We start from the raw sequence: 17654 nt of genomic DNA on the forward strand, positions 1-17654 counted from the left end.
GGATAATGGTCGGCACCTTCGGCGCTTCGCGGCGCACGCCACTCATGTCATTGGCCCACTGCCACAGCAGCCAGGCCGCCACGGCACCCAGCGCCAGGCCGGCGGCCCATTTGAGCAGGCGCAACGGCGAGGTCTTCACCGGGGGCGGATCGATGGGAAGTCTGGCGGTCATGGTCAGCCCTGGCTCGGTTTGCCGGTCACCAGACCGACCTGGGACAGTTCCAGGCGCCGCAGCAGGTCCAGCACTTCTATGACTTTCTGGTACTGCACCGTCGCGTCGCCGCGCACGATCACCGGGAAGTCCGGGCTCTGGGCCTTTTCGATGCGCAGGCGCTCTTCCAGCTCGGCCAGGGTCACCGGATAGGCATCGAGGAAGACCTGCCCGCCGTCGTTCACCGAAATCGCCTTGGTCTTGGCTTCGGACAACGACACCGAGGCACTGGCCTTGGGCAGGTTGATCTGGATACCCGACACCTGGGCCGTGGCCGTGAGGATGAACATCACCAGCACCACCATGAGCACGTCCACCAGCGGCGTGATGTTGATGCTGTCGACCGCCGCGTCATCGTCGTCATCGTGTGAAGCGTTTACGCTAGCCATGGCGATTCCCTCAGGCCGGTACGGACGATTGGACGTGATGATTACGGTGATGCGCCGCTTCACCGGACTGGCCTTCGCCGTGCATCTCCGCCAGGCGCGTAATGAACTCGTCGACGAAGACCCGCATGTCGGCGCTGACTTCCTTGTTGCGGGTGATCAGGCGGTTGTAGCCAAACAGCGCCGGGATCGCGACGAACAGGCCCATGGCGGTGGCGAGCAATGCCGCGGCCATGCCCGGGGCAATGGCGTTGATGTTCACGTCACCGGCCATGGCCGTGCCGAGGAACACCACCATGATCCCCAGCACGGTGCCGAGCAGGCCGATGTACGGACCGCCGGCGATGGCGTTGGACAGGGTCGAGAGCTTCGAACTCAGTGCTTGGTTTTCCCGGGTGCGCACGCCGTCCATGGAACAGCGGATCGCTTCGATGGTGGCCGCCGACACCGACGAAGTGTCAGCGCCCTGCTCGCGGCGGGTGCGGATCTCCTTGACGGCCACCAGGTACAAACGCCACAGCGACGAATGTTGCAGGCGCTGGGCGAGGCCCTGGTCGTCGGCGAACATTTCCAGGCGTGTGCCGATCTGGGCGAACTGTTCGCGGAAGGCATCGTTGGCCGCGCTGAGACGGCTGACCATGCGGTTCTTGCGGATCATGATGATCCACGACTGGAACATCATCAGCACCAGTACCCCGATGATCACCCAGGCGTCCATCGGCACGGCCTTGAGCAGGAAACCCAGGCTGCCAAAGCCGAAACCGGACTGTTCTTCATCGACACCGTAGGCCACCAGTTTCGACTCGGCGCCCTGGGCACTGGCGTCAGCCAACAACAGCGGCGCCGGACGGGCGACCTTGGACAGGCGCGCTTCGTCCATGGCCCCGCCAAATGGCGCGAAGGCACCTGCGGAAAGGTCGGCCCCCAGGGCTATCGGCGAATTGAACGCTGGCATCGCCACCGCCAGGCTCGCGGTTTCACGCCCATTGACGTACAGCACGACCCGGTCGCCCGAGGCGGTCAACGCCAGGTGCTGCCACTGGCCAGGGTTCAGTGGCTGGGTCGAGACCGCACGCTGGTCATTGATCGCTACGAACGGCACACCCTGGTTGACGCCAACCAACAGGCTGGTAACGGCTTCGCGACGGGCCAGGATGATCTGTTCGCCACTGGCCTGGTCCTGGCGCAGCCAGGTGCTGAAGGTGAACGCTGCACCGGCACTGTGTTGCAACGAAGGGCTGGCCGGCAACAACAGCGGCTGGCCGTTGAACTGCAAGGCACGCCCGATCACGCCGTCGATGCTGACACCGGCCGCGCCCTGGGCATTGTTGCCGTAGGCCGTGGTGTCCCGGGGCGGTACGCCGGTGGCGCCGTCAAAGTGGTACAACGCGGTGTAGTCCGGGTCGAAGGTCAACTGGCCGCTGCCCGTGGCCGGCGCCTTCTGGTTTCCGTAATACATCCACACGTCCTGACGCTGGCCACCCTCCACGCTCGGCACATCAACCCATATCAGCGCCATGCCCATCAACGGGTCGAAGCTTTCGATCTGGTGATTGAGCACGGTCTTATCGTCGGCACTGACGAAACGCAGGTCCGAGCCGTCGTCCTTGACGCCGTCGAAGGTGAAATTGCCGGTGTGCAGGCGCACCAGCAACGCGGTGCGACCCAAGGCCTGGGCGATGGCGGCGCCCTGGGGCGTGGTGTCCACGGAAATCTGTTTGCGGTAGTGCCAATCATCCTGCCACCAGGCGTTGGCGGTCGCCGGAAGCACCAGCCCCAGGCAGATAAACAGGGATAACAATAAGCGTTGCATGGACATGACTCCTGGGTTCAAAACGTCGCTTGCAGGTTGAAATGCAGGCGCGATTCCTGTTTCGAGGTGTTCGGCCCTTCGAGCAGCGGATAGCCCCAGTCGAGGCTGCCGGACAGCCATTTGCTCAGGCTGGCGCGGGTGCCGAGGCCGACGCTGGCGAGGCTGTAGTCGGCCTCCTGGTCGGGCAGTTCGTCGCGCAAGTACAACTGCGCGCCTTCGGCGAAGGCATAGAAGCGCCACTCCTGGACATAACTGCCGAGAAACTTGGCCAGGGACGGTGTGCGCAGCTCCTGGGACAGCAAGTAGCCGTCATCACCGGTGCGCTCGGCGGCCAGGTAGCCACGCACCGAGGTGGCGCCACCGGCAGAGAATTGTTCGTTGGAAACCAGCGGCCCGGAGGCGAGTTGGAAGGCGGCCTTGGAGGCGGTCTGCCAATCATTGCCGAAGGTGAAGGTGTAATTGCCGTCGCCCTTGAGCACGGCGAAGCTGGGGCTGGCGCGATAGCGCTTGTAGTCGAATTCTTCGTCGGAGCTGCCATAGCCCAGCAGGCTGCGGGTACCCGCCACCAGGCTCAGGCCGAAGCCCAACTGGCTGTGTTCGGTGTAGCGAAAGCCGTTGTAGGCGAAGGTGAACGGCGCGTACTTGAGCGGTGCCTTATCGCTGGCACCACCGAGGTTGAGCTCTTCTTCGAAATCCTTGAAATCCACCCCGACCGAAAAACTGTTGGCCCATGCCCCACTGGACGGCAGGCTGTAGATCGCCGACACCCCGTAGGAATGACCTTTGCCCAACACGTTGCTGCCGCCAACCGTCGCTACGTTGCTGTCGGATTGGTAACCCGAGAACTGCACACTCCAGCGTTCGCTCAGCGGCGCGGTATAGGAGCCCGACCAGACCTTGGCGTTTTCGGTGTCCTGGGGTGCGGTGAAGAAGGTCAGCGAAACGCTGTGGCCCAGTTGCCAGAGGTTGTTGTAACCCAGGCTGGCGACCGTGCGCAGCTTCTCGGTGTCGGCACTGTAGTCGTTGTTCAGCCCCAGGCTGGCCTGCCAGGGGTCCTGGTCTTCGACCTGCAAATCCACGTCCATCGTCCCGGGGCGCTGGCCTTCACGCACCAGCGGCATGACCTGGCGCCCCGGGGTTTTGTTCAGCAGCGCCAGTTCTGCCTGGACCTGGGCGAAATCAGGCACCTCGCCTTCCTTGAGCGCCGGCACGTCATCACGGATTTCGACGGGTGAATAATGCTTGGCCCCCACCACCCGTACCCGGCCGATCTTGGTTTCGCTGACTTGCAGGTAGACGATGCCGTCTTCGACTTTTTGCTCTGGCAACTCAACGAACACCGATTGATAACCCCGGGCCTGATAGACCTTTTGCAAGGCCTCCCGGGCGCCTTCGATGTCGCTCAAGGCCTTTTGCGGGCCGAGGAACGGGTACACCGCTTCCTCGATGGCCCGGGCATCGAGCACGGTGTTGCCCCGCACGAAATACTCGTTCACGTCCACCAGGCGCGCCGGCGCCGCTTCGGCCTCCTGCCCTCCTTCGGCGGCGAACGCCGACGGCCCCCCGACCGCCAGCAGCAACCAGCCCCACAGCGCCGGCCGCGATTTGAAGAAATGCTCCACACCACCCCCTGAATTCAAAATACGGCTCAATTGCTTGCGATCGATGTCGTGGCGTGCCGGGCCAGCCAGGTGTGCAGCAGCGCGAAGTTCAAGGAGAACTCCGGCATTTGCAGCAAGGCGCCACAGAACACTTCACCGATGATTTTCTGGATGAGCCGCACCGCCCGCGCGTCGCCCAGCAGTGTGGCGAGGTCTTTGCTCAGGACGTTGAAGCTCCAGACCTTCTGGTTCAGGTCCAGGCCGACGAACCAGCGGAACAGCAGGTTGTAGTTGAGTTGTTCGTAGAGTTGCTGCTCGCTGGGCACCGAATAGAGCAGTTGCAGCAGGAGGATATGCATGGCGGTTTGCGGTGCGATCAACATCTGGGCACCGGCGTTGAGGCCCTGCAACACATCGCGATGGTCATCCAGCAGGTCGTCGATCTGCGGACGCAGCAAGACCAGTGAATGGCCTTGCGGAATGTAGCTGGACACTTCCTTGAGCGCGCCTTGCCAGTCATCCTGGGAAACGATCCAGACCCACGGTGCGCCGTAGCGATACACCGAGACCGGCTGCTTGCGCGCCGCCTCGACGATCTTCGACAGCCGCTGGTCAAGCTCCTGCATGCCCACTTTCGAATAACGTTCCATAGTCCCCATCGCCTCACTCCCGGCTTCGCGCCCCGGCTCCAAAACGACCTTGCAGGCCCCCTTGAACACGTCACACAGGCATGACGGGAATGGCGATGTGCTACCGAACTTTTGTCATGAAAGCTTCATTTTGGGGAGACCAGGGAGATGCCCAGACTTGGGGCGACTGGAGGATTTTTGTGGGAGCGGGCTTGCTCGCGAAAGCGGTGGATCTGTTTGCATCGATGTTGGATGGGCTGCCGCCATCGCGGGCAAGCCTTGCTCCCACAGGGGTTCTCGGGTGGATACAAGGTTTGCTGTCTACCACCAGATTCCATGTGGGAGCGAGCTTGCTCGCGAAAGCGGTGGATCTGTTTGCATCGATGTTGGATGGGCTGCCGCCATCGCGGGCAAGCCTTGCTCCCACAGGGGTTCTCGGGTGGATACAAGGTTTGCTGTCTACCACCAGATTCCATGTGGGAGCGAGCTTGCTCGCGAAAGCGGTGGATCTGTTTGCATCGATGTTGGATGGGCTGCCGCCATCGCGGGCAAGCCTTGCTCCCACAGGGGTTCTCGGGTGGATACAAGGTTTGCTGTCCACCACCAGATTCCATGTGGGAGCGGGCTTGCTCGCGAAAGCGGTGGATCTGTTTGCATCGATGTTGGATGGGCTGCCGCCATCGCGGGCAAGCCTTGCTCCCACAGGGGTTCTCGGGTGGATACAAGGTTTGCTGTCCACCACCAGATTCCATGTGGGAGCGGGTGGTGGCGATGAAGCCTGCCGTTATTGGTGCTGCACCTGCACCATCGAGCTTACCTGCACCCTCGCCTGCATCTGTTCCGCTCCGCCACCCCGGCGCATGCCGCGTACCGGGCAGGCGTCGAGGTAGTCCAGGCCGACCGCCAGTTTCAGGTGGCGGTCGGGAAGGGTCAGGCGGTTGGTCACGTCGAAGCTGTACCAGCCATCGTCCAGCCAGGCTTCCGCCCAGGCGTGGCTCGCCAGGTGGCTTTCATCTTCGGTGCACAAATAGCCGGAAACATAGCGCGCAGGAATGCCCAGGCTGCGGGCGCAGGCGAGGAATGCGTGAGTATGGTCCTGGCACACCCCCGTTCCACCGGCAAACGCCTCGGCAGCGGTGCTGTTGACCGCCGTCGTGCCGGGGCTGTAGGGCATCCGCGCCGCCAAACCATTCATCAGATCGGTCAAGGCCGAACGATCGCGCCGGCCAGCGCATTGCTCGACGGCGAAGGCGCTGAGGGTCTCATCCGCCTGGGTCAGGCGACTGGTGCGCAAGAAAGGCAGCGGCGACTGGTTGTCCGGTTCCATCGCGATGGACTGATGGATTTCCACCTCGCCATAAGCCGTCAGTACCAAGGCGCCGTGGGGCTCGTCCATGGTCATCACATGCAAGATGTTGCCATAGGGATCAATCTGGCTGCGTACCAGTCGCGGCAGCTCCAGGTGCCATTCCAGGATGCGCTGGCGCTGAGTGTCCCGGGGCGTCAGGCGCAGGAACTGGATGCTGGTGCAGACTTCATCGGCGTAGCTGTAGGTCGTGTCATGGCGTATGGATAGTTTCATACGACCTCCAGGTAAGACTCATGGACGGTCTGGCCCAAGTGGCGGATCTGCCCAATCAAGTCGGTCAACCATTGATGCAGGCCCGACGCCAGGATCTCATCGATCCCCGAATAACGCAGGCGCGCATTCAGCTCGGCGGCCAGGCGTTGCGCTGGCCGGCCGTTGTTGCCCGGCAAGCTGGCGAGAATATGGTCCAGCTCCTCGATGCAGGCATGCAGCGAGCGTGGGACGTCAGCACGCAACAGCAACATCTCGGAAACCTGCTCGGCATTGGGCGCATTGCGGTAGATCTCGTTGAACGCCTCGAACGAAGACAACGCGCGCAACAAGGCACTCCACTGGTAATAACCACGGGCCGAGTTGTCGCTGACCTCCTCCGATTCCTCGCCGAACATTTCGTAGCGGGCGTCCAGCAGGCGCAGCGTGTTGTCGGCCCGCTCGATAAAGGTGCCCAGGCGAATGAAGCAGTAGGCATCGTTGCGCATGATCGTGCCCGACGTCGCGCCACGGAACAGGTGCGAGCGCTCCTTGACCCACTCGCAGAAATGGCTGATGCCGTAGCGCCCCAGGCCGTTGCTGGCGATGTTGCGCATTTCCAGCCAGGTGGCGTTGATGTTCTCCCACATGTCGGCGGTGATGCGCCCGCGCACGGCATGGGCATTGGTCCGCGCGGCCCGCAGGCAGCTGTAGATACTGCCGGGGTTGGTTTCATCCAGCGCGAAGAAATGCAGCATGCGCTCGGTGTTGAGCGCGTCATAACGGGCGTTGTAATCGTCCAGCGTACCGGCCGCAAGCAGCGACATCGCCAGCTCGGCATGGCCATCGCTGCGCCCGGCCTGGGGCATCAGCGACAACGAATAGCTGACTTCGAGCATGCGCGCCAGGTTCTCGGCGCGCTCCAGGTAGCGGGACATCCAATAGAGGTCCGAAGCAGTTCTTGAAAGCATGTCTTAGTCCTCCACTACCCAAGTGTCTTTGGTGCCACCGCCCTGGGACGAGTTCACCACCAGCGAGCCTTCGCGCAGCGCCACGCGGGTCAGCCCGCCGGGCACCAGGCGCGTTTCCTTGCCCGACAGCACGAACGGACGCAGGTCGATGTGGCGCGGCGCGATGCCGCTCTCGACAAAGGTCGGGCACGTGGACAGGCTCAAGGTTGGCTGGGCGATGTAGGCTTCAGGACGGGCCTTGAGGCGTGCGCGGAAATCTTCGATCTCCGCCGCGCTGGCGGCCGGCCCGACCAGCATGCCGTAGCCGCCGGAGCCCTGGGTTTCCTTGACCACCAGATCCGGCAGGTTGGCCAGCACATGGGACAGGTCCTGAGGCTTGCGACACTGCCAGGTGGGCACGTTCTTCAGGATCGGTTCTTCGGTGAGGTAGAAGCGGATCATCTCGTCAACGTAGGGGTAGATCGATTTGTCATCAGCCACGCCCGTGCCGACCGCGTTCGCCAGCACCACATTGCCCGCGCGGTACACAGCGATCAGCCCGGGCACGCCCAGCATCGAATCGGGGTTGAACGACAGCGGGTCGAGGTAGGCATCGTCGAGACGACGATAAATCACGTCCACCTGCCGTGGGCCGGCGGTGGTGCGCATGTAGACATGGTCGTCACGCACGAACAGGTCCGCGCCCTCTACCAGCTCCACGCCCATTTCACGGGCCAGGAACGCGTGCTCGAAATAGGCACTGTTGAAGCGCCCCGGGGTCAGCACCACGGCGGTGGGGTTCTCGAGGGGGCTTGAGCTCTTGAGGGTGTCGAGCAGCAGGTTCGGGTAATGATCGATGGGAGCCACGCGTTGGGCGGCGAAGAGCTCGGGGAACAGGCGCATCATCATCTTGCGGTCTTCGAGCATGTAGCTCACGCCGCTGGGGGTACGCAGGTTGTCCTCCAGCACGTAGTAGCTGCCGTCACCGTCGCGAACCAGGTCGACACCGGCGATATGGGCGTAAATGCCGCGGTGCAGGTTCAGGCCCTGCATCGCAATCTGATACCCCTCGTTGGCGAGCACCTGTTCGGGAGGAATGATGCCTTCCTTGAGGATGTGCTGCCCATGGTAGATGTCGGCCAGGAACATGTTCAGGGCCTGGACCCGCTGAATGCAGCCACGCTCGACCATCTGCCATTCGCTGGCCTTGATGCTGCGCGGGATGATGTCGAACGGAATCAACCGCTCGGTGCCCTGCTCGTCCCCGTAGAGGGTGAAAGTGATACCGGCTCGATGGAACAGCAGGTCGGCTTCGCGGCGGCGTTGCTCTAGCAGCTCAAGCGGTGTGTCCGCCAGCCAGCGCGAGAAGGCTTGGTAATGCGGGCGGCAGTCACCCTTGGCGTCATACATTTCATTAAAAAAAGCGTGGGGCATAGCCAACTCCCAGCCGCGTTCTACACGGCATTTCTTATCACTTCGTCATTCCGACGGTTCGGCCTTGCCTTGCTTTGAGCCCTGCTTTATTGAGTGCGGTCCTGGGATTCCCCTCTGTTTCTTCATGGATGGTGTGTCCAGGCCTGGGAGGCCGGCTTTTCAATGCTTAGCAAAGGGTGTGCCTAAGCGTCACGGCGTCACACCCTGAATAGAAAAAGTATTGCAAAACCACTAAAAGGCGAAATTATTTTTCGATCTAGCGACATTAACGACCATAAATGCGGGCGCCCTTTCTCTCGAACGCGGCTTGAACGGTTCTTGAGCGGGTGGAATGGGACAGCCTTGCCCCACAAGAGGGAAGTTTTTACTCATTCATCCACGGCTGACCCTTCACGCGCCGCGCTCAACCCCAGGCAGTGAAAACCTGAACGCACTGCAACGTTGCAGGAAAATGCACGGATTCATACCCGCCGCCCCAGCTTGAAGCAGCACGGCCGTTCACCTCAAGTCAATGCGCCCTCGACACTGGCGACGATCATCTCCAGGTCTGTGGGCAGGTAACCTCGCTTGACCACCAGGTTTTCCTCTCGGCCTCGCGCCCTCCAGGTAGGCAGTTCGGCCACCGGGATGCGCTGGTAGAGAAGATTGGTATTGGTCGCCCCGGTCCATTTGGTCGTTCGCGCGATCTGCTCGTTGCCGGCGTTTTCGATGAATCGAGTGCGCATGCCCAGCAAGGCCGCGGCATCCATCGCACCGCTGCGCATGCCCAGGTGCACCAGTTTGCAATTCCATTCGGCACTTTTCATGCGCAGGAAAATGGCATATTCGGCAGCACGGTTCGGCCCGATGATTTTCTGGTTGGGGTTGCCGTTGTCCAACTTCCAATACTCACCCCAGACCTGAAGATTGGCTCGGGACACGAGACCGTCAGCTTGGTCGAGTTGACCCAGGTGGGTCGTCAGCTTCACGTTGAGGTCCCGGTTGGTCCTCGGGCGTCCGACCACGATGACGTTCCGACCTTTTTTCAACAACCGGTGACACACCTGCCCCAACCCCGTCCAACTGTCGTCCAACTCCGGATGGGCACCGCCGTCCTTGCCGCTGAAGCGGGTCCAGACAATGACGTAGCTCTGGCCCTTGACCACCCCTTTGAGCCCCAGGAACTTGTCGAGGCGATACGCCCAGTAGCGATTGGTATTGGGATCGACATTGTCCCACTTGGCGATGCTGCCCTTGCCGTCGCCACTGAGCACCGACGCTGCGACATCGGTGGTGGCGCCGCCCACGGGGCACAATTTTGCACCGTTGGCGACGCCGGCCAGGAATCCCAGTACCGCGTCGGTGAAGGGTGGCAGCGCACTTTTATTGATCCTGGCGTCGACCACCAGGCGACACGTCTCGCAGGCAGCCTTGGCATCGGTGACCAACACCGGCAGCAACCGGGCGGCCTTTACCCCACAGGAAGTGCCATAGAACTTGACCAGCCGCTTGGCCGCCGCCTCGTCAGCGGCCGCGTAGAGCAAGATCAGTCGTGAGCTGGGGTCATGGCGCAACGCCGCGCCGACAGCGAACTGATCACCCGACATGTACGCGCCCTGGTAGTAATAAGTGCACTTCTGGCCGACGAATTGCGCCGGTGTGTTTTTCCGCGCATCGGTGAACAGCGAGCCACCTGTGGCATTCGCCTCGTCCAGCATGTCCTGGTACTTGCGTTTGTCCTGGTCCCGCAAATAAAGCGCCAGGGCATCCAGACACTGGTTGATGCTTTGATTGGCCTCGGCCAATGGAGTGGCCCCCACCCGCCACTTGAGGGGAAAGGCCTGAGCGGGCTGCGCCAGCGCCTGCACGGCCGCCTGGGTCGTCGGAAAGCGAACCTGCAGATCGCTCCCCAGGAAACGCTTGATAAGGGCTTCGTGGGGCTTGAGCGTCTCGTAAGTTGGGCTCATCAACGACCAGGCGGTGATTGAGATATCGGCGACTTCGAAGGGCATCCTTCCTCCCCCGGGACACGTTGCAGGGTTATCCGAAAACAATCGGGTGTCCGCGCACCAAGCGTAGACCAATTCCCCTTGGGTCGCGGGCAAGCTGCCTTCGGTCGCCTCCCGAACACAAACTCGCCGTGGGGATTTGCGCCTTCAGTATTATGGTATACCATCATACGCAAAGACCTAATCACCCACCCAGGGAGCAGCTCATGAGTTTCGAAATTCGCAAGATCGTCAGCTATGTCGAAGAAACCTTTATCGAAGGCGGCAAGGCCACCGACAAACCGGTGACCATGGTCGGGTTGGCGGTGGTAATGAAAAACCCTTGGCTGGGTCGCGGCTTTGTCGAAGACCTGAAGCCGGAAATCCGCGCCAACTGCTCCGACCTCGGCGCGCTGATGGTCGAGCGCCTGGTGAGCATCATCGGCGGCGCCGAGAAGATCGAAGCTTATGGCAAGGCCGCCGTGGTGGGCGCCGACGGCGAAATCGAGCACGCCTCCGCCGTGATCCACACCCTGCGCTTCGGCAACCACTACCGCGAAGCGGTCAAGGCCAAGAGCTACCTGAGCTTCACCAACAAGCGCGGCGGCCCTGGCACCTCGATTCAGATCCCGATGATGCACAAGGACGACGAAGGCCTGCGTTCGCACTACATCACCCTGGAAATGCAAATTGAAGACGCCCCGCGCGCCGACGAAATCGTCGTGGTGCTGGGCTGCGCCGATGGCGGCCGCCTGCATCCGCGCATCGGCAACCGCTACATCGACCTGGAAGAACTGGCCGCCGAGAATGCGCAGTAATCCAGCCTCGGTAACCACAATAAAAAAGGCATGCAGGAGCGCTCCATGATTCGGCTCACCGCTGAACTCACCCCGGCCGGCACCAGCTACCTGGCAACCGGCCAAGGCCAACCCGTGGTCTTGATCCATGGTGTGGGCCTGAACAAAGAAATGTGGGGCGGCCAGGTCGTTGGCCTGGCCACGCAATACCGTGTGATTGCCTACGACATGCTCGGCCATGGCGCCAGCCCGCGTCCGCAAAGCGGTACCGCGCTGCTGGGCTACGCCGACCAGTTGCTGGAGTTGCTCGATCATTTGCAACTGCCCCAGGCGACGGTGATCGGCTTTTCCATGGGCGGGCTGGTAGCCCGTGCGTTTGCCTTGCATTACCCGCAACGCCTGCAAGGCCTGGTGGTGCTCAACAGTGTGTTCAACCGCAGCGCCGAACAGCGCGCCGGGGTCATCGCCCGTACGGCCCAGGCCGCCGAGCATGGGCCGGACGCCAATGCCGAGGCTGCGTTGTCGCGCTGGTTCAGCCGTGAATACCAGGCGGCCAACCCGGCGCAGATTGCCGCGTTGCGCCAGACCCTGGCGCAGAATGATCCCCAGGGTTACCTGACCACCTATGAACTGTTCGCCACCCAGGACATGTACCGCGCCGATGACCTGGGCAATATTCAGGTACCGACACTGATCGCCACTGGCGAACTGGACCCCGGCTCGACACCGGAAATGGCCCGGCAACTGGCCGAGCGAATTCCCGGCGCCACGGTTGCCGTACTCGCCGAGCAGCGGCATATGATGCCGGTAGAGTCGCCGCGCCTGGTCAACCAGCTGTTGCTGGAATTTCTCGACACAGCAAACGCCCGACAAAACCAAATAAAGGGGATCGTTGCATGACACTCGCACGTTTTTCGATGTGCATCGGCGGTGAATGGGTCGATGCCCTCTCCGGCAAGACCTTCGAAAGTCTGAACCCGGCCCTGGCCCAACCCTGGGCCGAGTTGCCCGACGCCGACGAAGCCGATGTCGAGCGCGCCGTCCAGGCGGCACAGAGCGCTTTCGACAGCCCGGCCTGGCGCGGCTTGACCGCCACTGCACGCGGCAAGTTACTGCGTCGACTCGGTGACCTGATCGCCGAGAACAAAGAACAACTGGCCCAGTTGGAAAGCCGCGACAACGGCAAGCTGATCCGTGAAACCCGCGGCCAGGTCGGCTACCTGCCGGAGTTCTTCCACTACACCGCAGGCCTGGCCGACAAGCTCGAAGGCGGCACCCTGCCGCTGGACAAGCCCGACCTGTTTGCCTACACCGTGCACGAAGCCATGGGCGTGGTCGCGGCGATCATTCCCTGGAACAGCCCGCTGTATCTGACGGCGATCAAATTGGCACCGGCACTGGCGGCCGGCAACACCATCGTGATCAAACCGTCCGAGCACGCTTCGGCCACCATTCTCGAGCTGGCTCGCCTCGCCCTGGAAGCCGGCATTCCACCGGGTGTGGTCAACGTCGTCACCGGTTACGGCCCGAGCATCGGCGCCGCCCTCACCCGCCATCCGCTGGTGCGCAAGATCGCCTTCACCGGCGGCGCGGCCACCGCTCGCCATGTGGTGCGCAGCAGCGCCGAGAACTTCGCCAAGCTGTCGCTGGAACTGGGCGGCAAGTCGCCAAACATTATCTTTGCCGACGCCGACCTGGACAGTGCGATCAACGGGGCAATTGCCGGGATCTATGCGGCATCCGGCCAGAGCTGCGTGTCCGGCTCACGCCTGCTGGTGCAGGACGAAATCTACGATGAGTTCGTCTCGCGCCTGGTCGAGCGGGCCCAGCGCATCCGCATCGGCAACCCGCAGGTAGACGCCAGCGAAATGGGCCCCATGGCCACCGCGCAGCAACTGGCCGTGGTCGAAGGCCTGGTCGCCGATGCCATCGCCGAAGGCGCGCGCCTGCGCACTGGCGGCAAGCGTCCAGAGAATCTGGGGGATGGCTGGTTCTATGAGCCGACACTGTTCGAATGCGACCGCAACTCGATGAAGATCATGCAGGAAGAAGTCTTCGGCCCGGTCGCCTCGGTGATTCGTTTCAAGGACGAAGCCGAAGCCCTGGCGATCGCCAACGACTCGCAATTCGGCCTCGCCGCCGGCATCTGGACCCGCGACCTGGGCCGTGCCCATCGCCTGGCCCGGGATGTGCGCTCGGGCATCATCTGGGTCAACACCTACCGTGCAGTGTCGGCCATGGCGCCCATCGGTGGTTTCAAGAACAGCGGCTATGGACGCGAAAGCGGCATCGATTCGGTGCTGGCCTATACCGAACTGAAAACGGTGTGGATCAACCTGTCCCAGGCGCCTATGCCTGATCCGTTCGTGATGCGCTAGGAGTCCTGAGAAATGATCGAACCCGGCATCTACAAAGAAGTCATGAGCTCCTTCCCGTCCGGCGTCACGGTGGTCACCACCCTGGACCCGGACGGCAATATCGTCGGCATCACCGCCAGCGCCTTCAGCGCGCTGTCGATCGACCCGGCGCTGGTGCTGTTCTGCCCCAACTACGCCTCTGACACCTACCCGGTACTGCGCGACAGCAAGCAGTTCGCAATCCACCTGCTGTCCGCCGACCAGACCGCCGAAGCCTATGCCTTTGCCGGTAAAGGCAAGGACAAGGCCAAGGGCATCGATTGGCACCTGAGCGACCTGGGCAATCCATTGCTGAGCAAAGCCACGGCGATCATCGAATGCGAGCTGTGGCGCGAATACGATGGCGGCGACCACGCGATCATCGTCGGCGCAGTGAGGAACCTGATCCTGCCTGAACAGCCGGTAACACCGATGATTTACCACAAAGGCAAGCTGGGCCCGCTGCCCGCGCTGGCCTGATGACCGTACACATCCCCTGTGGGAGCGAGCTTGCTCGCGATGACGGCAGCACATCCAACATCACTGTGACTGACCCACCGCTATCGCGAGCAAGCTCGCTCCCACAGGTTCATCACTTCTTCAGGGAGTCCGCATGAGCAACGACAAGTACGAACAAGGCCTGAAGATCCGCACCCAGGTGCTGGGCCAGGACTACGTCAACCGCTCCATCGAGAACGCCGACGATTTCACCCGGCCGTTGCAGGAAATGGTCACCGAATATTGCTGGGGCCATGTCTGGGGTCGCGAGGGTTTATCGCTCAAGGAGCGCAGCATGATCAACCTGGCCATGATCTCGGCGCTCAATCGCCCGCACGAACTCAAGCTGCATGTGCGCGGTGCCTTGCGTAACGGCCTGAGTCGTGAGCAAATACGCGAAATTCTGCTTCAGGTCGGTATCTATTGCGGCGTCCCCGCTGCCGTGGACAGTTTCCGGCTTGCCCGTGAAGCCTTCGCCGAAGCCGATGCCGAGGCCTCCAGTCAACCCTCGGCTGTTTGATCTGAACGTGCACGGATGTTGCCCGTTTGGCATGGACAGCCATATTACAGAGCGGACCCCATGAAACGCCTGCCACTCGACGACAGCTTCAAGGTCAATCGCAACCCCGTTACCCTGCGCGAGATCGTGCTGGATAAACTGCGAAGCGCCATCATGAACTTCCAGCTTCTGCCGGGTGATCGCCTGGTCGAACGCGATCTGTGCGATCGCCTGGGTGTGAGCCGCACGTCGGTACGCGAAGCGCTGCGCCACCTGGAATCCGAAGGCCTGGTGGAGTTTGCCGATGCCAAGGGGCCGCGGGTCGCCATTATTACTTTGGCCGACGCCGTGGATATCTATGAGCTGCGTTGCGTGCTCGAAGGCCTGATCGTCCAGTTGTTCACCCTGCGGGCCAAGGCCAAGGACATCAAGGCCCTGGAAAAAGCCCTCGCGGAAAACCGCAAGGCCCTCAAGGAGGGCGAACTGCAACAGGTCATCGATTCGGTGCAAGGCTTCTACGACGTATTGCTCGAAGGCTCCGGCAACCATGTCGCCGCCACCCAGTTGCGCCAGTTGCAGGCACGCATCAGCTATTTGCGGGCAACCTCGGTGTCCCAGGAAAACCGTCGCGGCGACAGCAACCAGGAAATGGAACGCATGGTCGAGGCGATCAAGAGCGGCGATCCCCTGGCGGCCCACCAGGCCTGCGTCGACCACGTGCGCGCCGCCGCCAAGGTCGCCCTGGATTACCTCAAGCGCAAACAGGAAGAGACCGGTGAAATCCCCGAGATCATCCCGCCCATCGCCCTCAAAGAACCGCGCATAGGTCGCTAGCCATGTTCAGCCCGAGCTTTTGTCCAAAGTGTGGCGGCAGTGACCTCGATCACCGTCTGCCAACGGGCGATACCCATGAACGACTGATGTGTGGCGGTTGCGGCTACATCCACTACGTCAACCCGAAGATCATTGCCGGCTGCATCATCGAGCAGGACGGCAAGTACCTGCTGTGTCAGCGCGCCATCCCGCCGCGCCCAGGCACCTGGACACTGCCGGCCGGTTTCATGGAAGGCGGTGAGACCACAGAACAGGCGGCGCTGCGCGAAGTCTGGGAAGAAACCGGCGTACGCGCTGAAATCGTTTCGCCCTACTCGATCTTCAGCGTGCCGAAGATCAGCGAGGTATACATCATCTTCCGCGCCATCGCACTGGAGATCACCGGCCAGTTCGGCCCGGAAACCCTCGCCTGCCAGTTCTTCGCCCCCGAAGACATTCCCTGGGACAGCATCTACTACCCGGCCATCCGGCAGATCCTCGAACGTTATATCGAGGAACGCCAGGCCGGGGTCTATGGCATCTACATGGGCAACGACGACAGCGGCAAGATTCACTTTATCCGCTGACGTATCTCAGGGCGCCACACCCTCGACAATGATCACCTCGGCCCGCGCCACGCCTTCGCGATGTCGCTTGGCCTCCTGATACTGCGCCGAGTGATAGCAGGCCAGCGCCTGTTCGTAGGAGTCGAATTCGATCACCACGCTGCGCTGCGGCGTGGGCCTGCCCTCCATCGCTTCGCTACGCCCGCCCCGGGCCAACATCCGACCGCCATACAAGGCAAACGCCGCCGGCGCCCGTTGGGTGTATTGGCTGTATTGATCAGGGTCGGTGACATCCACATGAGCAATCCAGTACGCCTTCATAGTGACCTCTTGGTTTGTTTTGTATTATGGTATACCACAACAACATTCCAGCAAGCCCTATCAAAACAAAGAGAGCCCGCCATGGCCTTTAACAGCATTCAGGAAATCATCGAAGACTACCGCCTGGGCAAGATGGTGTTGCTGGTGGATGACGAAGATCGGGAAAACGAAGGCGACCTGTTGCTGGCCGCCGACTGTTGCAATGCCCAGGCCATCAGCTTCATGGCCCGCGAAGCGCGCGGATTGATTTGCCTGACCCTGACCGACGAACACTGCCAGCGTCTGGGCCTTGAGCAAATGGTGCCGAGCAACGGCAGCGTGTTCAGCACCGCGTTCACCGTGTCCATCGAGGCCGCCACCGGCGTGACCACCGGTATTTCCGCCGCCGACCGGGCACGCACTGTCGCCGCCGCCGTAGCCGCCGATGCGGGGCCCAGCGACATCGTGCAGCCGGGGCATATCTTCCCGCTGCGAGCCAAGGAAGGCGGTGTGCTGACCCGCGCCGGACACACCGAAGCCGGTAGCGATCTGGCGCGCCTGGCAGGTTTCACACCAGCGTCGGTGATCGTCGAAGTGATGAACGATGACGGCACCATGGCCCGTCGGCCGGACTTGGAGATTTTCGCCCGCAAGCACGGGATCAAGATCGGTACCATCGCCGACCTGATCCACTACCGCTTGAGCACCGAGCACACCGTGGTGCGCATTGGTGAACGAGAACTGCCTACCGTGCATGGCACTTTCCGCCTGTTCACCTTCGAAGACCGCATCGAAGGTGGCGTGCACATGGCGATGGTGATGGGTGAGATTCGCCGGGATGAGCCGACGCTGGTGCGCGTACATGTGATCGACCCGCTGCGGGACCTGGTCGGGGCCGAATACAACGGCCCTTCCAATTGGACGCTGTGGGCGGCCCTGCAGCGGGTGGCCGAAGAAGGTCGCGGCGTGGTGGTCGTGCTGGCCAACCACGAGTCCTCCCAGGCGCTACTCGAGCGCGTGCCGCAACTGACCCAGCCACCACGACAGTTCAGCCGGTCGCAATCGCGCATCTATTCTGAAGTGGGCACCGGGGCGCAGATTCTGCAGGACCTGGGGGTGGGCAAATTGCGCCACCTGGGACCACCGCTCAAGTACGCGGGGTTGACGGGGTATGACTTGGAGGTAGTGGAAAGCATTCCCTTCACCGGATAACAGAAAAACCTGTGGGAGCGAGCT

At 62.1% G+C, this 17654-nt stretch carries 17 protein-coding genes and 1 pseudogene; 8 read left to right on the forward strand and 10 right to left on the reverse strand.

The window, feature by feature from the left end:
* The 9 genes and pseudogenes from KGA89_RS24500 to KGA89_RS24540 all read right to left on the reverse strand — a co-directional run.
* Window positions 1–172, reverse strand: a pseudogene (locus KGA89_RS24500) (energy transducer TonB); the annotation flags it as partial.
* A gap of 2 nt (window positions 173–174) precedes the next feature.
* A complete protein-coding gene (locus KGA89_RS24505) occupies window positions 175–600 on the reverse strand; it encodes an ExbD/TolR family protein (RefSeq protein ID WP_003201710.1) in 426 nt (141 codons plus the stop codon).
* 10 nt (window positions 601–610) lie between these two features.
* Entirely contained in the window at window positions 611–2410 is a 1800-nt protein-coding gene (locus KGA89_RS24510; protein ID WP_223472729.1) for a DUF2341 domain-containing protein, read from the reverse strand.
* A gap of 17 nt (window positions 2411–2427) precedes the next feature.
* Window positions 2428–3990, reverse strand: a complete 1563-nt coding sequence (locus tag KGA89_RS24515; RefSeq protein WP_411740651.1) for a ShlB/FhaC/HecB family hemolysin secretion/activation protein — start codon at window positions 3988–3990, stop codon at window positions 2428–2430.
* Between the two features lie 68 nt (window positions 3991–4058).
* A complete protein-coding gene (locus KGA89_RS30890) occupies window positions 4059–4661 on the reverse strand; it encodes a transposase (RefSeq protein ID WP_003201705.1) in 603 nt (200 codons plus the stop codon).
* Window positions 4662–5424: 763 nt separating this feature from the next.
* Window positions 5425–6222: a transglutaminase domain-containing protein gene (locus KGA89_RS24525; RefSeq protein ID WP_003201701.1), complete on the reverse strand. Its 798-nt coding sequence runs from the start codon at window positions 6220–6222 to the stop codon at window positions 5425–5427.
* Complete coding sequence (locus KGA89_RS24530) at window positions 6219–7169, reverse strand: alpha-E domain-containing protein (RefSeq protein WP_003201699.1); 951 nt, start codon at window positions 7167–7169, stop codon at window positions 6219–6221. Before KGA89_RS24530 ends, KGA89_RS24525 begins: the two co-directional genes overlap by 4 nt.
* Window positions 7170–7172: 3 nt before the next feature.
* Complete coding sequence (locus KGA89_RS24535) at window positions 7173–8582, reverse strand: circularly permuted type 2 ATP-grasp protein (protein WP_003201697.1); 1410 nt, start codon at window positions 8580–8582, stop codon at window positions 7173–7175.
* A 503-nt stretch (window positions 8583–9085) separates the two neighbouring features.
* Entirely contained in the window at window positions 9086–10573 is a 1488-nt protein-coding gene (locus KGA89_RS24540) for a hypothetical protein (protein WP_027913035.1), read from the reverse strand.
* A 203-nt stretch (window positions 10574–10776) separates the two neighbouring features.
* On the opposite strand from KGA89_RS24540, the gene KGA89_RS24545 reads away from it, so the two are divergent.
* The 7 genes from KGA89_RS24545 (at window position 10777) to KGA89_RS24575 (ending at window position 16139) form a co-directional block, all read left to right on the forward strand.
* Window positions 10777–11367, forward strand: a complete 591-nt coding sequence (locus KGA89_RS24545; protein ID WP_003201692.1) for an amino acid synthesis family protein — start codon at window positions 10777–10779, stop codon at window positions 11365–11367.
* A gap of 45 nt (window positions 11368–11412) precedes the next feature.
* Complete coding sequence (locus KGA89_RS24550; protein WP_003201690.1) at window positions 11413–12246, forward strand: alpha/beta fold hydrolase; 834 nt, start codon at window positions 11413–11415, stop codon at window positions 12244–12246.
* Window positions 12243–13724 (forward strand): aldehyde dehydrogenase, encoded by a 1482-nt coding sequence (locus tag KGA89_RS24555; RefSeq protein ID WP_223472731.1) that lies wholly within the window; start codon window positions 12243–12245, stop codon window positions 13722–13724. The genes KGA89_RS24550 and KGA89_RS24555 overlap by 4 nt, the downstream gene beginning before the upstream one ends.
* Before the next feature lie 12 nt (window positions 13725–13736).
* A complete protein-coding gene (locus KGA89_RS24560; protein ID WP_028237714.1) occupies window positions 13737–14222 on the forward strand; it encodes a flavin reductase family protein in 486 nt (161 codons plus the stop codon).
* 133 nt (window positions 14223–14355) lie between these two features.
* Window positions 14356–14760 (forward strand): carboxymuconolactone decarboxylase family protein, encoded by a 405-nt coding sequence (locus tag KGA89_RS24565; RefSeq protein WP_003201685.1) that lies wholly within the window; start codon window positions 14356–14358, stop codon window positions 14758–14760.
* A 60-nt stretch (window positions 14761–14820) separates the two neighbouring features.
* A complete protein-coding gene (locus KGA89_RS24570; protein WP_003201683.1) occupies window positions 14821–15573 on the forward strand; it encodes a GntR family transcriptional regulator in 753 nt (250 codons plus the stop codon).
* Between the two features lie 2 nt (window positions 15574–15575).
* Window positions 15576–16139, forward strand: coding sequence for an NUDIX hydrolase (locus KGA89_RS24575; RefSeq protein ID WP_003201681.1), 564 nt, complete (start codon window positions 15576–15578; stop codon window positions 16137–16139).
* A 6-nt stretch (window positions 16140–16145) separates the two neighbouring features.
* On the opposite strand, the gene KGA89_RS24580 is transcribed toward KGA89_RS24575, so the two are convergent.
* Window positions 16146–16439 carry a DUF1330 domain-containing protein gene (locus tag KGA89_RS24580; RefSeq protein ID WP_053162629.1) on the reverse strand — a complete coding sequence of 98 codons (294 nt, stop codon included), beginning with the start codon at window positions 16437–16439 and terminating at the stop codon, window positions 16146–16148.
* Window positions 16440–16520: 81 nt separating this feature from the next.
* Here KGA89_RS24580 and ribBA point away from each other — a divergent pair, with 81 nt between their 5' ends.
* Window positions 16521–17630, forward strand: coding sequence for a bifunctional 3,4-dihydroxy-2-butanone-4-phosphate synthase/GTP cyclohydrolase II (gene ribBA, locus KGA89_RS24585; protein ID WP_223472732.1), 1110 nt, complete (start codon window positions 16521–16523; stop codon window positions 17628–17630).
* The last annotated feature ends 24 nt before the right edge of the window (window positions 17631–17654 follow it).

This window comes from Pseudomonas sp. A-RE-22, assembly GCF_019956035.1.
GTDB lineage: Bacteria > Pseudomonadota > Gammaproteobacteria > Pseudomonadales > Pseudomonadaceae > Aquipseudomonas > Aquipseudomonas brassicacearum.

Bases quoted from the DNA above. Each gene is read 5' to 3' on its own strand.
- KGA89_RS24530 (WP_003201699.1), bottom strand. From the start codon at position 7,169: ATGCTTTCAAGAACTGCTTCGGACCTCTATTGGATGTCCCGCTACCTG.
- KGA89_RS24560 (WP_028237714.1), top strand. From the start codon at position 13,737: ATGATCGAACCCGGCATCTACAAAGAAGTCATGAGCTCCTTCCCGTCC.
- KGA89_RS24580 (WP_053162629.1), bottom strand. From the start codon at position 16,439: ATGAAGGCGTACTGGATTGCTCATGTGGATGTCACCGACCCTGATCAA.
- KGA89_RS24575 (WP_003201681.1), top strand. From the start codon at position 15,576: ATGTTCAGCCCGAGCTTTTGTCCAAAGTGTGGCGGCAGTGACCTCGAT.
- ribBA (WP_223472732.1), top strand. From the start codon at position 16,521: ATGGCCTTTAACAGCATTCAGGAAATCATCGAAGACTACCGCCTGGGC.
- KGA89_RS24510 (WP_223472729.1), bottom strand. From the start codon at position 2,410: ATGCAACGCTTATTGTTATCCCTGTTTATCTGCCTGGGGCTGGTGCTT.
- KGA89_RS24550 (WP_003201690.1), top strand. From the start codon at position 11,413: ATGATTCGGCTCACCGCTGAACTCACCCCGGCCGGCACCAGCTACCTG.
- KGA89_RS24535 (WP_003201697.1), bottom strand. From the start codon at position 8,582: ATGCCCCACGCTTTTTTTAATGAAATGTATGACGCCAAGGGTGACTGC.
- KGA89_RS24505 (WP_003201710.1), bottom strand. From the start codon at position 600: ATGGCTAGCGTAAACGCTTCACACGATGACGACGATGACGCGGCGGTC.
- KGA89_RS24555 (WP_223472731.1), top strand. From the start codon at position 12,243: ATGACACTCGCACGTTTTTCGATGTGCATCGGCGGTGAATGGGTCGAT.
- KGA89_RS24545 (WP_003201692.1), top strand. From the start codon at position 10,777: ATGAGTTTCGAAATTCGCAAGATCGTCAGCTATGTCGAAGAAACCTTT.
- KGA89_RS24565 (WP_003201685.1), top strand. From the start codon at position 14,356: ATGAGCAACGACAAGTACGAACAAGGCCTGAAGATCCGCACCCAGGTG.
- KGA89_RS24525 (WP_003201701.1), bottom strand. From the start codon at position 6,222: ATGAAACTATCCATACGCCATGACACGACCTACAGCTACGCCGATGAA.
- KGA89_RS30890 (WP_003201705.1), bottom strand. From the start codon at position 4,661: ATGGAACGTTATTCGAAAGTGGGCATGCAGGAGCTTGACCAGCGGCTG.
- KGA89_RS24540 (WP_027913035.1), bottom strand. From the start codon at position 10,573: ATGCCCTTCGAAGTCGCCGATATCTCAATCACCGCCTGGTCGTTGATG.
- KGA89_RS24570 (WP_003201683.1), top strand. From the start codon at position 14,821: ATGAAACGCCTGCCACTCGACGACAGCTTCAAGGTCAATCGCAACCCC.